The organism is Streptomyces sp. NBC_00210, assembly GCF_045160975.1.
In the GTDB taxonomy this organism is placed as follows: Bacteria; Actinomycetota; Actinomycetes; order Streptomycetales; family Streptomycetaceae; genus Streptomyces.
Map to the genome: position 1 here is coordinate 1,235,532 of NZ_CP108120.1, position 14,888 is coordinate 1,250,419.

The window sequence follows — 14,888 nt, forward strand, 5'->3', positions numbered from 1 at the left end:
GGCCCGCTCGTACGGTGTACAGCAGTCCTGTTGTCGTTGATTGGAGAAGGACGTTGCTCGTCTGAGGTCATGAGACACCGTGCGCCACAGCTTCCTTGAGCATGCTGTGCGCGCCGCGTGCGACCTCGGCGTTTCCAGCCGTCCTCCCCGACCGGGACCTTCTGTGCTCCCGGCGGCCGTCGTACGCATCAGCGGTGTCTCCACCCGTTGCCCTTGCCTCTTTTCACGCAACCGGGAGACCCGTATGTCTACTGCCTCTTCTCACATCACCTGCTCCTCACTCTCCTTCGCCTGGCCGGACGGCACCGGCGTCTTCGACGACTTCCAGCTGGCGGTCGGCCCGGGCCGCACCGGGCTGATCGGCCTCAACGGCTCCGGAAAGTCAACCCTGTTGAAGCTGATCGCCGGCGAGCTGACGCCGACGGGCGGAGCGGTCCGCATCGCGGGCGAGGTCGGCGCTCTGCCGCAGAACCTGGTGCTCGACACCGCTCTGCGGGTGGACGAGGTCCTCGGCATCGCGGCCACCCGCGCCGCGCTGCACGCCATCGAGGCGGGCGACCCCGGCGAGCAGCACTTCGCGGCGGTCGGCGACGACTGGGACGTCGAGGAGCGCGCCCACGCCACCCTCGATCAGCTCGGGCTCGGCCACATCGGGCTGGAGCGCACCATCGGCGAGGTGTCCGGCGGTGAGGGCGTTCTGCTGCGGCTCGCGGCTCTGCTGCTGGCCCGGCCGGATGTGCTGCTGCTGGACGAGCCGACGAACAATCTGGATCTGTACGCGCGCCGGCGGCTGTACGACGCGGTCGCCGCCTGGTCCGGAGTGCTGGTCGTGGTCAGCCACGACCGTGAACTGCTCGAACTGGTCGACCAGATCGCCGATCTGCGGGACGGCGAGGTCACCTGGTACGGCGGCAACTTCTCCGCGTACGAGGAGGCGCTCGCCGTCGAGCAGGAGGCCGCCGAGCGGCTGGTGCGCGTCGCCGAGGCCGACGTACAGCGGCAGAAGCGCGAACTGGCCGATGCCCACCTGAAGTTGGCCAAGCGTGTGCGCTACGGCCAGAAGATGTACGACATCAAGCGGGAGCCGCGCGCCGTCATGAAGATGCGCAAGCGCACCGCCCAGGTCTCGGCGGGCAAGCACCGCATCATGCACACGGAGAAGCTCGCGGAGGCGAAGGAGCGCCTCGACGAGGCCGTGGACGCGGTCCGCGACGACGACGAGATCCGCATCGAGCTGCCGTTCACCAAGGTCCATCCGGGCCGGGGCGTACTGCGGCTGAGCGAGCTGCGACTGCGCTACGGAGCCGGGGTGAAGGGAGAGTTCGAGGTGCGCGGTCCCGAGCGGATCGCACTGGTCGGAAGAAATGGCGCGGGCAAGACGACACTGCTGCGGACGATCACCGGCGAGCTGGATCCGGTCTCGGGCGAGGCGGTCGCCGAAGTGCCGCTGCGCTTTCTGCCGCAGCGGCTCGATGTGCTCGACGACGCGCTGAGCATCGTCGAGAACGTGGCGCGGTTCGCGCCCGACGCCACCAACAACCGGATCCGGGCGCGGCTCGCCCGTTTCCTCTTCCGGGGCGCGCGGGCCGATCAGCCGGCCGGGACCCTGTCGGGCGGTGAGCGGTTCCGGGCGGCGCTCGCGGCGCTGCTGCTCGCCGAACCGGCGCCGCAGCTGCTGATGCTCGACGAGCCGACCAACAATCTGGACATGGCCAGTGTGCGGAAGCTGACCGAGGCCCTGGAGTCGTACGAGGGAGCGCTGATCGTGGCGAGTCACGATGTGCCGTTCCTGGAGTCGATCGGCATCACGCGCTGGCTGCTGCTGGACGGCGAGCTGCGTGACATCACGGCGGACGAGGTGCGGGAGGGCGGGCTGCCGATGGCGTGAGGATCACAGCGGGTACTGCGGAGTAAGTACGCAGGGCCCGAGGGCTGGACTGGGACCCGGGGCGGCGGGTCATGATGGGCCGAACAGACCCGTGACTCCCCTGGAGAACCCCTCGTGCCGAGCAAGAAAGCCCTGATCCGCCGCCCCAGCCCGCGCCTTGCCGAGGGGCTTGTCACCCATATCGAGCGCTCCCCCGTCGACGCCGAGCTGGCCTTGGAGCAGTGGGAGACGTACGCGACGACTCTGCGCGAGCACGGCTGGGAGACCGTCGAGGCGGAGCCGGCCGACGACTGCCCGGACGGTGTGTTCATCGAGGACACGGTGGTGGTGTTCCGCAATGTCGCGCTGATCGCCCGGCCGGGGGCCGAGTCCCGCAGGCCGGAGACGGCGGCCGTGGAGGAGACCCTGGCCCGGCTCGGCTGCTCGGTGAACTGGGTGTGGGAGCCGGGCACCCTCGACGGCGGCGACGTCCTCAAGATCGGCGACACGATCTACGTCGGCCGCGGCGGCCGTACGAACGCCGCGGGCGTCCAGCAGCTGCGCGCCGCCTTCGAGCCGCTGGGCGCCCGGGTCGTGGCCGTGCCGGTGACGAAGGTGCTGCATCTGAAGTCGGCCGTCACCGCGCTGCCGGACTCCACCGTCATCGGCTACCCGCCGCTGGTCGACATCCCGTCCGTCTTCCCCCGCCATCTCCCGGTGCCGGAGGAGTCCGGCTCCCACGTGGTGCTGCTCGGCGGCGGAAAACTGCTGATGGCGGCGAGTGCGCCGAAGACGGCCGAACTGTTCACGGACCTCGGCTACGAACCGGTCCCGGTGGACATCAGCGAGTTCGAGAAGCTCGAAGGCTGCGTGACCTGCCTCTCGGTCCGTCTCCGTGACCTGTACGCATAACGGAACGTAACCGGACATCAGCCATCCGGGCTTGGCCCATGGCTTACTGCGGCTTTAACCTACGGTCTCGTAACCTACGAATACGTAGGTAACTCTCCCGTCCCCCTGGAGCACCCGTGACGATCACCTCTCCCCACCTCGGCAGTTCGGAAGCGTGGACTGACGCCCGACTGCTGTTCGCGCTGGAGGAGGTGGTGGAGAAGGAACTCAACCGCCATCTCAAGGTCGCCAAGGACTGGATGCCGCACGAGTACGTCCCGTTCACCGACGGCCGCAACTTCCCCGGCCACTTCGAGGACGGCCTGGCCTGGGAGCCCGAGCAGTCCAAGGTCACCGACATCGGCAAGATCGCGCTGGTGGTGAACCTGCTGACCGAGGACAACCTCCCCAGCTACCACCACGAGATCGCCTCGCTCTTCGGCCGCGACGGCGCCTGGGGCACCTGGGTGCACCGCTGGACCGCGGAGGAGGGCCGGCACGGCATCGTGATGCGCGACTACCTGCTCACCTCGCGCGCGGTCGACCCGGACAAGCTGGAGCAGTTCCGGATGGCGCACATGGCGGAGGGCTTCGAGTCCGACAACCGCCACTCGATGCTGCACTCGGTGGCGTACGTCGCCTTCCAGGAGCTCGCCACCCGCGTCTCGCACCGCAACACCGGCCATCAGTCGGGCGACCCCGTCTGTGACCGGATGCTGGCGCGGATCGCGACCGACGAGAACCTGCACATGGTCTTCTACCGGAACCTGCTGGGCGCGGCCTTCGAGATCGCCCCCGATCTGACGATGCAGGCCGTGCGGGACGTCGTCGTCAACTTCCGGATGCCGGGACACGGCATGCCGGGCTTCGAGCGCGCGGCCGCGCAGATGGCGATCGGCGAGATCTACAACATGCGGATCCACCACGACGATGTGCTGCAGCCCGTGCTGCGCTTCCTGAAGGTCCTGGAGATAGACGGGCTCGGCCCGGAGGGCCTGAAGGCGCAGGAGGAGCTCGGGCTGTACATGGGCGGGCTGAACTCCGAGGCGACCAAGTTCGACGAGAAGCTCGCGGCCCGTAAGGCGCGGATGGCGGCGCGGGCGGCGGGCTGATCCGCGGCCGGCAGGCATGGGGCGGGCTGAACCGCCCGGCAGGTCGGCGGGCGGCGGGCTGATCCGCCCAGCAGGAATGGGGCGGGAGGCTGAACCGCCCGGCGACCCCCAGCAGGCGCATCGCCGCATCGTCCGGCGACCCGGCGGGCGGGCACGCCATGCCCTCCGGCGACCTCATGCGCTGAGGCCGCCGGCCCGGGGCGAGGGCCGAGCCATCCGCCCGGCACCGGCTATTCGTACGCTGTCACCCTCCCCAGGGCCGCATCGCGCACGTCCGCGTCCGCATGGCGGCGCAGCGTCCGCAGCTGGGCCCGCCACGGCCCGGTCCATGACGTGCGCCCGCCGCCGGCCGAGGTGAGCGTCACGGCGAGGAGTCCTTCCGTGCGGCCGCCCGCCTCGGTGAGCCGCCGGGCGGCGCCGAGCAGCGTCCCGGGATCGCCGGGCCGGTCGGTGCCTCCGAGCCTCCTGTCCAGCACGTCCGTGGTGCGTACGACGAGGGCGGAGCGGCCCTCGTGCAGCCGGACGAGCCGGGCGAAGGCGGCATACAGCACCGCCGGTGCGGCGTCCAGGTCGAGCGATTCCACCAGCAGCGTCGCGGCCTGTGGCACAAAGGCGTCGTGGCCCGCGAGCAGCTCGGCAGCGGCCGTCAGCACCGGTCGTACCGTGCGGGGCCGCGACACGGTCTGCCGCGAGAGCCGCGTCACGAGGTATTCGATCCTGCGGCGCGCGGGCCGGTCCCGGTCCACGCCCGCGTCGGCCGTCTCCTGCTCTTCGGCAGTGACCAGCTGCTCCTCTGCCGTGACCAGCGCCTGGAGCGCCCGCTCCACGGCACGGCCCGCCTCCGGCCCGGAGGCCGCGGCGGAGGCCAGTCCGTCGGCCGCGGCATACCAGGACTGCCGGTCGGCCAGGTCGGTGATCGCGGCCACCAGGACCGCGGAGGCGTCCGGCGACCAGGGCACCCAACGCGCGAGCGCCGCATACGCGAGGGTGGCGAGCTCCCTGTCCCCGGTGTCGCACACATCCCGCACCAGACGGGCGTAGCGAGGCCTGTCCGGCTCCGGGAGATCCATCGGCAGCACCCTGAGCACGGCGGTGCGCGCCGCCGTGTCGCCCGACGCGGCGTCGTTCAGCAGCTGCCAGGTCCGTTCGTCGCGGAGCAGCGGGGCGGCGAAGGCCACGCACGCGGCCCGCACATCGCGGTGCTGGTCCTTCATGGCATGCGCGTCCGCCAGCAGCCCCGCCGCCTCCGGCAGCGGCAGCCGGGTGGCGGCCAGTCGTACGGCCTCCTTGCGGCTGGTCACCTTGGCGGCGCCCGATGCCAGTACGCCACCCAGCAGTGCGCCGAGCACTGACGGCTTCGCGTACCGGGAGGCGCGGGTGGCCGCGTAGACGGCGACGCGTGCCCGGTCGCCGCCCGCGTGGCCGAGGAGTTCGGGCAGCGCATCAGCGGGCCGGTCGGTCCATGCCAGTGCGGCGAGGGCCGCCTCCGAGAGCACCACGTCGGACGACCCCGTCCAGCGGCGCACGATCTCCCCGCCCAGGGCGGGGATACGCGCCGCGGCCGCGAGGGCGGACGCCCGCGCGTGCAAGGGGAGCGAGTCATCGCGCACCGCACGCTCCAACTGGCGTGCGGCGGACAGCTGTTGACAGGCGGTCCAGCGATGGACGTCGGCACCCACCGGCACGGTCCAGTGGGTGCCCTTGGTGAGGAAACGCCCGTACGGTGGGGACTCGCTCAGGAGCGGGTCGAGCAGGTCGGTGCGGTGCGAGGTCAACACCCGTACGACAGCGGGGAGTACGGCGGCCGACGCCTCGTGGTTGAGCAGGAGCTCCACCCGCCGGTCTCGTTCGGCGGACGGTTCGAGCCAGAGCCCGACGGCTGTCTGCGCGGTGCTGTTGCTGCCGAACCGGACGGCCTGCCAGAGGAGGTCCTGCAGGTCCGGCATGCCGGCCGCGCGCCGGCCGACCGCGCGGGTGAGCGCGAAGGCGAGAGAGAAGTCGGCCTTCTCCGCGCCCGCCTCGATCCAGGGGTGCAGCGCCTCGAAGACCGTGTGCTCCTGGCCATGGCGCAGGGTGCGGTCCAGTCGGCCGAGATCTGCGCCGCCGGTGCTGCCCGATATGCGTACCAGGGTGCGCAGCGCCCAGTTCACCAACTGCCGTCGGCCGGCGGCGGCATGTTCGCGCAGTACGGCGAGCGCGAGGCGGCTCAGCGCCTGACGCGTGTCCGGGGACGAGTCGCGGGCCGCCACGGCATCGGTGGCCACGCGGTCGAGATCCGGCTCCGCCTCGTCGGTGAAGAGCACGGGCGGGGTGTCGGCGAGCGCGCGCATCGCCGCCGAGCGCACCGGATCCTGTTCGTTGCGAAGCCGCGCCATCTCGCCCAGTACGGCGGTGACGGCGTCGGGTTCGCCGGAGCGGCCGGCGTTGCGGATCAGCAGCGGCCAGGCCTCCGCGCGGTCCTCCGCCGACGCGCGGTGCGTGGCCGCGATCAACTGCTCGCGCGCCTGCGCTACAGGCAGATAGGACTCGGCGAGCAGCACCGAACTCCAGCCCGCTCCACTCTCCTTGGCCCGGTCCGCCATCCGGCGCGCCTCGCCGGCAACGTAGTTGCGCGGCAGTACGTCGAGCAGCTCGGCGTTCACGGCCTGGGCCTCGCGCCCGCGACCGGCGAGCACGGCCTCGTAGAAGGCACCGCGGCGGCCCGGCGGGTGGGCGGCGATCAGCCGGGCGAACTCGTCGTGGTTCGCGGCCACGACGGTGCCGAGATCGACGAGGAGGCTCTCGGGGGTGCTCCGGGCGAGGTGTCGCAGGACAGCGGGGCGCAGTGTGGTGCTGCGGCGGATCGCGTGCCCCTCGGGGGCGAGCAGCATCCGCACGACACGGGCGGGGTCCGCCTTCGCCAGTGCCCCGGTCTTCGCGCGCAGCGGAAAGGGCAGAGCCCCGGGTCCAAGGCGCTCGAACAGGTCGAGGACACGCAGGGGTTCGGCGCCCGTGACGGCGGCGACGGCACCGGCGTACCGCTGCCACCAGCCGTCGCGCAGCGCCTCCGGCAACGCCGAGAGCTCACGCTCCGCCACGTCGAGGAGGGTGCCGGGATGGCGGGTGGCGAGCCCGCGCCAACCGCGTACGGCATGGAACAGGGCGGGCAGCAGCCGTTCGACGGTCGCAGCCCCGCAGCCGGGCAGCAGGCGGGCCGCCTCCACATCGCCCCAGGTCTCCCGGATCCCGTCGACGACCCGGTCGGCGAGCGCGGAGCGGCGCTCGCGGACCATCGCGCGCAGCAGCTGCTTGCGTACTGCGGTGGGGGCGTCGTCGAGGGCGGCGACAAAGGCGTGGTCGGGCACACCGAGGCTCGCGGCGACCCTCAGGGCCTGGGCGCGGACGAAGGAGTGCGGGTCCGCGAGCCGGGCGCCGATCCACTCGGCATCCCCGCCCACTGCGGCCGCGACGACGGCGAGCCCGCGCTCATAGGGGCCCCGCCCGTCGAGCTCGGCGAGCAGCGGACGCAGCTCCGCGCGCTCCATCTCCCGTGTCCGCGCGGCGAGTTCGCGCATGCGCCGGGGATACGGGAGGGGCTCGAGCACATCCAGGAGGAGGTCCGCCTGGTAGCGGGGGGTGTGGGCCATGCGGGGAATTGTGCCTGCTGACGCGCTGCGAACCGCAGTGAATGCCCCACCCGGCATGATCGACCGGCACAGAACGCACAGGCCGCCCGGCAGCTGGCGCGGCCCGGGCCCCAGCGGCCCGGGCCGGTCCGGTCCGGTACGACGGCTCAGGACACGTCGGTCGTCTTGGGCACGTCCCCCCGGGTCGTGTTGAGGTCGATGACGGAAAACGCCGCACCCTGCGGGTCGCTCAGCGCGGCGAACCGTCCGAACGGGGTGTCCATCGGCCCGAAGCGCAGCACTCCACCACGTTCGGTCGCCTTCGCCACCGCCGCGTCGCAGTCCTCGACTCCGAAGTAGACGTTGAGGTACGGCGGTACCTCGGGCGGGAACTCGTCCCCCATCTTCATCCGCCCCAGGACCGTCTCGCCGCCGAGGGCGAAGAGCTTGTAGTCGACCGCGTCGTCGTCCATCCGCTGCACGCCGTAGGGGAAGACAGCGGGCCAGAAGGCGTCCGACTTCTCGGGCTCCCGGGTGAAGATCTCGGCCCAGCTGAACGCGCCGGGCTCGCTCTTCTTCTCGAAGCCTTCGTGGGTGCCCGCCTGCCAGACGCCGAAAACGACACCGCTGGGGTCGCGGGCGAGCAGCATCGAACCGAAGTCACCGACCTGCATCGGCTCCATCAGAACCTCGCCCCCGTTGTCACGGATCTTCCCGGCGGCGGCGGCGACATCCTGCGACGCGAGGTAAAGACACCAGGCGGACGGGCCTTCCTGGCCGGGCATCGGCGGCACGACGGCGGCCACGGCCTTACCGTCCGAGTACGCCTGTGTGTAGTTGCCGTACTCCGACGACGCCTCACCGAAGGTCCACCCCAGCACGTCACCGTAGAAGGTCTTGGCACCCTCGACATCGCTGAACATCGCGTCGGCCCAGCACGGTGTGCCCTCAGGTTGTGCGGCCATGACAACGACTCTCTCTCCTGCTCGATGAATGGTCCGTCTTCACGCTAGCCAGCCGACCGCCAACCCGCGCGCCGAGCGGGAGGCGGCGGGAAGCGGCTTGGCTTCGGCATCGCCGGGCTCACCCGTGTGAGGGACACGATTTATCCAGGTATGGCGATGATCTGCAAGTGTGGTCCGTCATGGATCGTGATCTTCAGGTGGACACCGACCAGTTGGGCCGTTTCTCGCGTGCGCTGGGCCGCACGCTGACGTCGCTCGCGGAGGCGAGACAGGCGCTGGAGCACGTACGGGCGGACCAGGTGGGCACGCGGGAGCTGGACGAGGCGTGCGACGGCTTCCAGCGGCGCTGGACGTACGGCGCGGAGCAGCTGGGCGCACGGATCCAGGCGGTGCACGACGGTGTGAAGCTGAGCCACGAGGGCTACGCGCAGATCAGCAAGGCGATCGAATCTGCCTTCAGGGCGGTGGACGGGCGTGCCTGAGTACCCGCATCTGGGCTGGGACCCGGCGCCGGGGAGCCCGTCGGCGATCGCCGCGCTCCAGAAGAAGCTCAGCACATCGGCGACGGCACTGGGCACGGCGCACCGCCTGGTGGACGAGCTGTTGGGCGAGAGCACGTACTGGCGCGGCGAGGCGGCGGAGGCGTTTCGCGGGGCGCTGGACGGAGATCTGCCACGGCACCTGAAGAACGCGCACAGGTCGGTGTCGAAGGCAGCGTCGAAGCTGCGGGTGTGGCACGACGACCTGGTGGGCTACCAGGCGACGGCGAGACGGTACGACACCAGGGCGAAGCTGGACGCGGCGGCGCTGACGAGGGCGGAGTCCCACGAGGAGCACGTCCGCTCGGCGCCGGACCTGCCGGAGGCGGAGCTGAGGACGGCGGGCGAGGCGGTGACGCGGGCGCGGGAGGCGCTGGAGTCGGTGCGGAGGCTGGCGCGGGAGCTGGAGGAGACGCACAGGGTGGGGGCGGGGCGGGTGGCGAGGGCGCTGAATGAGGCGACGGAGCGGTTGGCGCCACCGGAACCGGGTGCGTTTGACAGGGTCCTGAGGTGGCTGGACGAGGATCTCGGCGACTTCCTGTCGGACGTCTCTGCTGCCGTCGGCTTCGCAGCGATGGTCGTCGGGCCATTCTGCCCAGCCGTCGGCTTGGCGCTGCTGTTCGTGGCGACCGGTGCCAGCATCGGTGCCCTTGCGCACCACCTGACGGATTCGAGGGTTCAGAAATCGCTCAAAGATGGCTTCACAAAAGGCGATTTCGATGCCAGCTTCTGGGATAGCGCCGTGACAGTGACCGGGGATGCACTCGGGTCGGTGCCCGGCGTGGCAGCAATCGCCCAGGGGGCGAAGTCGGCTTCCGCCGCCGCTCAGGCGGCTACTGCCGTCGCAGACTCCGGCCGTCTCGCTGCCGTCCGTGCCGGATCAGAGGCGTTCACCAGCGCGGCAAAAAATGCGATGGATGGGATGCGCCAAGTGGAGAACCCCCTCACCGGGTGGGCTTTGCGGAGCACCCACCCGGTGGTCCATGAGTCAGTGGCGTACACCCTCTCGGGGACCGGCGCTGCGACGGCCATCAGTCACTTCACACCACTGGATGACAACGAAACCGCCGCAAACAGCGCAACGGTAGTAGACGGTGCCCGCGCAGTGCTCGATGACGGCCCCAGCTCAGCAGCGAAGGCCGCTCATGCATGGGCATCGCTGGCTCACTAAATAGGAACGTAAGGCAATGGTCATGCCCAGTGTTTCGATGACGCCGACGCCCCCGATGTGGTTTCGGCTGCCGCCCGGCTACCTCACGCTCGATGCAATCGCCCTCGACGAGATGGAAGCGGTGGTCTCCGCTGTTCTCGCGCCAATCCTTGAGAGTGCAGCGCCAGTTGACCGCTGCCTTCTCGACGCCCGGACCCTGGTGAACCTCTTCGACGCGATGCACGAAGGCGGGAGTATCCACACATCGATCGGAGTGCATCCCGACGGAGAGAATGGCGCCTGCGTCTCGTTCTTCTCCCTGTCCGTGAAGGTCACCGCGTCACGCACAGCAGGGCTGGCCGTGGCCCAGAGTGCGCTCGCTCTCTCGAACTCCCCTCACTGGAGTTCAAATACTGGGAGACTCATCAAGCTGCCAATCAATCTCCCGGCCGCACTGCTGGCCGGTACGTTGGCTGCTCCACCGCGCGCCCTACTGGAAAGCGCGGGCATCAGCGCAGCTCCCTCTGAGATCTTCCAGGCTCGACTCACAGTCCCGTATCCGACGGGTGTGCACATCGGCGTAGCCGATCTCACCAGCGCGGCAACCCGCCATGCGGATGCTTACACCGACATCCTCGAAGGCATCGCTCAAACGATCACTTTCGCCGCGCCTGCTGCCCCAGCGGAGCCCACTCAACGACCTTCCCGCATTCTGGAGCTGCTCACGTGAGATCACAGCCGCCCGGGCTTCCCCTGGCCAAAACCGCATTCGATCACCCGCCCACCGTGGTGGGTCATCGGCACCTCGTCAGAAAGCGCTGCGCCTGGCTGATTGCCATGCTGTGCCTGGCTGCAGCGACTGCCTACATGGGCGTCGCGCATCCACCATCGGACGTCATCGGGCTTGTCCTGCTCAGCCTCATCCTTTATCCCATGGCCTTGGTCGTCACCTTCTTGGCGCTTCGCCGAACGCGCAGGATCACAAGCATCCTCAAGACATACCCCTGGCGGACATACCCCTGTGAGTATCCGCACCGCTCCACAGAGAGCCCGAAAGTCATCATGATCAGGTTCGCCGAGAACTACACGCCGGTCCTGCGCTTCACACCGTTCTCAGTGCACCTCGCGCAGAAACAGAACCCGCAGCCCGACACCATCTGGTTCGCCGGCGACCCCCGCTACGGCGGCGTCGTCTCCCCCGTCGGCGGGCACTTCCCCGTTCGCGTCGTCCCCGAGGCCATGGGTGAGGCCGTCCCCAGCGGCACCCCCGAGGACGATGCCCTGGCGGAGCTGGCCGGTCTCGTCAAGAGTGGCCGCGTCCACACCACATAGCGCCGGCCCCCGTCGGCTTCAGCCCTGCGCCCGCTTCAGCCGGTACCGCTCCTTCTCCGACAGCCCGCCCCACACCCCAAATCTCTCGTCGTTGTCCAGCGCATACTCCAGGCATGCCACCCGTCCCTCGCACGCCCCGCACAGCTGCTTCGCCTCCCGCGTCGACGAGCCCGGTGCCGGGAAGAAGAATTCCGGGCCCGCCTGGGCGCACAGCGCGGTCTCCTGCCAGGAGAGTTCTTGGTCGGTGATGGTGTTGATCGGCATGCGGCACACATTTCCCCGTGCCGATAAACGCCGGGTCAATGAAGCATCAACGTCCCCACGCCCACCACCCGCGACCGGCACCCCCGACCGCACACCCGAACCGCATCAGCCCCCCTCCTGCACCCCCTGCATCAGCGCGAAGCGCCCGCCCGCCGGGTCCGCCAGTTTGGCGAAGCGGCCCACGCCCTCCATGTCGACGGGGGGCATCCTGACCTTGCCGCCCAGTTCCGCGGCCTTCACCACCGACGCGTCGCAGTCCTCGACCTCGAAGTACGGCAGCCAGTACGGCCCTTCCGTCTCCACCGGGTCCGCGGCCAGCGGGACGATGCCGCCGAACATCGCCTCCGCGCCCGCTCCCGCCGGGTTCACCATCGTGTACGAGCCTGTGCCGTCCGGGAACGGCATCGTCGATGTCTCCCAGCCGAAGACACCGCTGTAGAAGCGAAGACCCGCGCCGGGATCGGAGGTGTACAGCTCGGCCCAGCACAGCGAGCGAGCGTCGTTCACCACGTCCAGGCCCTTGACCTGGCCCGGCTGCCACGTCGCGAACGCCGCGCCCGCCGGGTCGGTGAAGACCGCCATGCGACCCAGTTCGAAGACGTCCATCGGTTCGAAGACAACCGAGCCGCCGCCCTGCACGACCGCCTTGGCCGTGGCGTCGGCGTCGGGCGACTGGAAGTAGAGGGTCCAGCCAGGCCCGCCCTGTTCGGGAGTGACCGTCATCCCGCCTGCGACCGTCTTGCCGTCCAGCTGGAACATGCCGTAGCCGCCGGCTTCGGGGCCCGCGGACTGAAAGGTCCAGCCGAACAGGCCGCCGTAAAAGGTGCTCGCTGCCTCGATGTCGGGCGTGCCGAGGTCGATCCAGTTCGGGGTGCCCGTGACAAAACGGGTGGTGAGCATGGTGCGCTCCTTCTGGGGAATCCCGTTGTCCTGTCGTGTTGAGTCTGCGCCCGATCCCGACCCACCGCACCGGTACGCCCCGGTACGGGCAGCCCCCTCGCTGGTCGGATCACCTGGCCTCCTGCGTGAAGCGACCGAGCAGTGCGTCCAGGCCTGCGGCCAGTCCCTGCGGCCCGCCGTGCTCGGCGAGTGCCGGGGCGGCCTCGCGGAGTCTGGGAAGCTCCTGGACCGGCATGCGGTGCAGCCCGAGCCGGAATGCCGGATCGGACTCATCGGGGTTGTCCACCATGGCGCGCAGCTCCACGAAGATGTAGCCGAGCACCCAGCTGGTGAAGGCCCGGAAGGCCAGCGAGGCCTCGTTCTCGTCGAGGCCGGCCTGATCGAGCAGGGCCAGCACGTGCTCGTGGTCCTTGAGGACCGCCAGCGGGCGCCGGGCCAGCGGGACCGCCAGCATGCGGGTGGCCAGCAGCGGCACCACCTGCGGGTGGGCCAGCGCGACCTGGTACGTCGCCTGGGCGATGCGGTGCAGCTCGGCGCGCCATTCGGGCCCCTCGGCGAAGGGGTCCACGGCAGTGGCCGCCGCGTCGGCGCCACCGACGACGGCGGTGGCGGCAGGGGCAGGGGCAGGAGCGGTGGCTGGGGCGGCCAGGTACTCCTCCAGCTCGATGAAGAGGGCCTCGACCAGGCCGTCCAGGAGTGCGTCCTTGCTGGGGGCGTACCGGTACAGGGCCATGGCCTCCACGCCGAGCTCGGCTCCCACCCTGCGCATGCTCAGCGCCGAGAGCCCCTCGCGGTCGACCAGCCCCAGAGCAGTGGCCAGGACGCGTTCCCGGCTCAGCTTGCCGTAACGGCCGCGATCCCCGGACCGCTGCCCGTTCTCCTTCCGGCCCCGCTCGGGCCCCTTGTCCCTCTTCACGATGTCTGCCTCCAGTCGCCGGGGCGAGCCGCCTCGGCCTCTCCCTTGACCGTAGGCCCAAAAGGGATGAAAGTGTATGTATACGACGTAAATATATGGCGTCAGTTCATTTCATAAGGATACCGGCGCCCATTCGGTCCCGGCTGGCCCCTTGGCCGGGCAGCGGAGGCCTCCCCTTCGCCCCACCCCGCTCAAGGAGAGAACTCATGCCCGCCCCTTCAACGGTTCTGGTCACCGGCGGCGCCGGATTCATCGGCAGCCACACCTGCGTCGAGCTCCTCGACCACGGCTACGAGGTCATCGTGGTCGACAACTACTCCACCAGCTCACCCCTGGCCTGCCTGCGCATCCAGCGAGTCGCAGGCCGCGCACTGGGAGGCGTGTACGCGGTCGATCTGCGTGACCGGCGGGCGCTCTCGACCGTGTTCCGCGAGCACCCTGTGGATACCGTGGTGCACCTCGCCGGAAAGCGGTCCGTCGACGAGTCCGTGCGGGCACCGATCGAGTACTACGACGTGAACGTCGGCGCCACCACATCCCTGCTGAACGTCATGCAGGGCCACGGTGTGCACCAGTTGGTCTTCTGTTCGTCGTGCTCCATCTACGGCGAGGCCCGCAACGGTCCGCACGCCGAGAGCGACCCGGCCCGTCCGGCGAACCCTGCCGCGGCGTCGAAATGGGTCTGCGAGCAGATGCTCGCCGACGTGTGCCGGATCCGCCCGGAGTTCACCGTGCTGGCGCTGCGCTATTTCAATCCGGTCGGCGCGCATCCCAGCGGCCTGCTGGGCGAGGACCCCCGCGGCGAGCCCGCCAATCTGATGTCCCGGCTGGCCCGGGTGGCGGCCGGCAGGCGCGGGCGCCTGAGGATCTTCGGCGGCGATTACGACACCGCGGACGGCACCGGGGTCCGCGACTACATCCACGTCATGGACCTCGCCGAGGCCCATCGGAGCGCACTGGAGCATCTGGCCGACCGGACGGGGATGCGCGTCTTCAACCTCGGCGGCGGAACGGGCACCTCCGTCCTCGAGCTCCTGAACGCGTTCGGCGAGGCCTGCGGCAGGCCCGTCCCGTACGAGGTCGTGGACCGCCGCCCCGGCGATGTGACCGAACTCGTCGCCGACGCCAGCGCGGCGGCGAGGGAGTGGGGATGGCGTCCCACCAGGGATGTTGCCGCGATGTGCCGCGACGCATGGCGCTTCCAGCAGTTCAATCCGTCCGGATACACGGCCGGCACCCCTTGACTTAATGCCTGTAAGGGTAAATCGTATGTATACGACGTAAACGTACATAGCAGATATACAGCCACACATAGCGCCATCCATACCGATTCGATCCCGGAGACAT

13 protein-coding genes are annotated in these 14,888 nt (G+C 70.0%); 8 read left to right on the forward strand and 5 right to left on the reverse strand.

Features of this window, described 5'->3' with window-relative positions; genetic code table 11:
- The first annotated feature begins 244 nt into the window (after positions 1 to 244).
- The 3 genes from OG729_RS05585 to OG729_RS05595 all read left to right on the forward strand — a co-directional run bounded on the left by OG729_RS05585 (position 245) and on the right by OG729_RS05595 (position 3,870).
- A complete protein-coding gene (locus OG729_RS05585) occupies positions 245 to 1,888 on the forward strand; it encodes an ABC-F family ATP-binding cassette domain-containing protein (RefSeq protein ID WP_360866133.1) in 1,644 nt (547 codons plus the stop codon).
- 114 nt (positions 1,889 to 2,002) lie between these two features.
- Complete coding sequence (gene ddaH / locus OG729_RS05590) at positions 2,003 to 2,779, forward strand: dimethylargininase (protein WP_360866135.1); 777 nt, start codon at positions 2,003 to 2,005, stop codon at positions 2,777 to 2,779.
- A 116-nt stretch (positions 2,780 to 2,895) separates the two neighbouring features.
- Positions 2,896 to 3,870 carry an acyl-ACP desaturase gene (locus OG729_RS05595; protein ID WP_360866138.1) on the forward strand — a complete coding sequence of 325 codons (975 nt, stop codon included), beginning with the start codon at positions 2,896 to 2,898 and terminating at the stop codon, positions 3,868 to 3,870.
- A 230-nt stretch (positions 3,871 to 4,100) separates the two neighbouring features.
- Here OG729_RS05595 and OG729_RS05600 read toward each other — a convergent pair whose 3' ends face one another.
- Positions 4,101 to 7,496, reverse strand: a complete 3,396-nt coding sequence (locus OG729_RS05600) for a hypothetical protein (RefSeq protein WP_405804659.1) — start codon at positions 7,494 to 7,496, stop codon at positions 4,101 to 4,103.
- Between the two features lie 146 nt (positions 7,497 to 7,642).
- Positions 7,643 to 8,440, reverse strand: coding sequence for a VOC family protein (locus tag OG729_RS05605; RefSeq protein ID WP_405804660.1), 798 nt, complete (start codon positions 8,438 to 8,440; stop codon positions 7,643 to 7,645).
- 179 nt (positions 8,441 to 8,619) lie between these two features.
- On the opposite strand from OG729_RS05605, the gene OG729_RS05610 reads away from it, so the two are divergent.
- The 4 genes from OG729_RS05610 to OG729_RS05625 all read left to right on the forward strand — a co-directional run bounded on the left by OG729_RS05610 (position 8,620) and on the right by OG729_RS05625 (position 11,461).
- Positions 8,620 to 8,922, forward strand: a complete 303-nt coding sequence (locus tag OG729_RS05610) for a hypothetical protein (protein WP_405804662.1) — start codon at positions 8,620 to 8,622, stop codon at positions 8,920 to 8,922.
- Positions 8,915 to 10,150 (forward strand): hypothetical protein, encoded by a 1,236-nt coding sequence (locus tag OG729_RS05615; protein ID WP_405804664.1) that lies wholly within the window; start codon positions 8,915 to 8,917, stop codon positions 10,148 to 10,150. The genes OG729_RS05610 and OG729_RS05615 overlap by 8 nt, the downstream gene beginning before the upstream one ends.
- A gap of 16 nt (positions 10,151 to 10,166) precedes the next feature.
- Entirely contained in the window at positions 10,167 to 10,859 is a 693-nt protein-coding gene (locus OG729_RS05620; RefSeq protein ID WP_405804665.1) for a hypothetical protein, read from the forward strand.
- 203 nt (positions 10,860 to 11,062) lie between these two features.
- Positions 11,063 to 11,461 (forward strand): hypothetical protein, encoded by a 399-nt coding sequence (locus OG729_RS05625; RefSeq protein ID WP_405804667.1) that lies wholly within the window; start codon positions 11,063 to 11,065, stop codon positions 11,459 to 11,461.
- A gap of 18 nt (positions 11,462 to 11,479) precedes the next feature.
- Here OG729_RS05625 and OG729_RS05630 read toward each other — a convergent pair whose 3' ends face one another.
- From OG729_RS05630 to OG729_RS05640, 3 genes are all read right to left on the reverse strand, one after another.
- Positions 11,480 to 11,725, reverse strand: a complete 246-nt coding sequence (locus tag OG729_RS05630) for a WhiB family transcriptional regulator (protein WP_360866159.1) — start codon at positions 11,723 to 11,725, stop codon at positions 11,480 to 11,482.
- 105 nt (positions 11,726 to 11,830) lie between these two features.
- Entirely contained in the window at positions 11,831 to 12,625 is a 795-nt protein-coding gene (locus OG729_RS05635) for a VOC family protein (RefSeq protein WP_405804669.1), read from the reverse strand.
- 109 nt (positions 12,626 to 12,734) lie between these two features.
- Complete coding sequence (locus OG729_RS05640) at positions 12,735 to 13,541, reverse strand: TetR/AcrR family transcriptional regulator (RefSeq protein WP_405804670.1); 807 nt, start codon at positions 13,539 to 13,541, stop codon at positions 12,735 to 12,737.
- A 206-nt stretch (positions 13,542 to 13,747) separates the two neighbouring features.
- Between OG729_RS05640 and galE the strand changes: the two genes are divergently transcribed.
- Positions 13,748 to 14,785, forward strand: a complete 1,038-nt coding sequence (galE, locus tag OG729_RS05645; protein WP_405804672.1) for a UDP-glucose 4-epimerase GalE — start codon at positions 13,748 to 13,750, stop codon at positions 14,783 to 14,785.
- Positions 14,786 to 14,888 lie beyond the last annotated feature (103 nt).